Source organism: Candidatus Dedyshia acidiphila (genome assembly GCF_051025295.1).
In the GTDB taxonomy this organism is placed as follows: Bacteria; Acidobacteriota; Terriglobia; order Terriglobales; family Acidobacteriaceae; genus KBS-83.
This window is the reverse complement of the sequence record NZ_JBMGJV010000226.1, coordinates 1-247: the sequence shown is the minus strand read 5'-3', so window position 1 is coordinate 247 and position 247 is coordinate 1. Positions and strand designations below refer to the sequence as shown.

The window sequence follows — 247 nt, the reverse complement described above, 5'->3', positions numbered from 1 at the left end:
CGCGCGCAATTGCACGTCGCCTTTACGAAGCGATTGCGCCACTGCCGATCCTCAGCCCGCATGGCCACACTGACCCGCGCTGGTTTGCAGAGAACACAGCTTTCCCGGACCCCACATCGCTTTTTTTGTTGCCCGATCACTACGTGCTGCGCATGCTGTACAGCCAGGGTGTGCCGATGGAGACGCTGCGCGCCGGCGCGGACTCGGCAAAGGCACGCGAAGTCTGGCGGCTCTTCGCCGCCCACTA

Annotated in this window: 1 protein-coding gene; it reads left to right on the top strand. The window is 63.6% G+C overall.

What is annotated here, in order from left to right:
- On the top strand, window positions 1–247 hold a 247-nt coding region (locus AC5IJH_RS18675), incomplete at both ends, for a glucuronate isomerase (protein WP_491904313.1).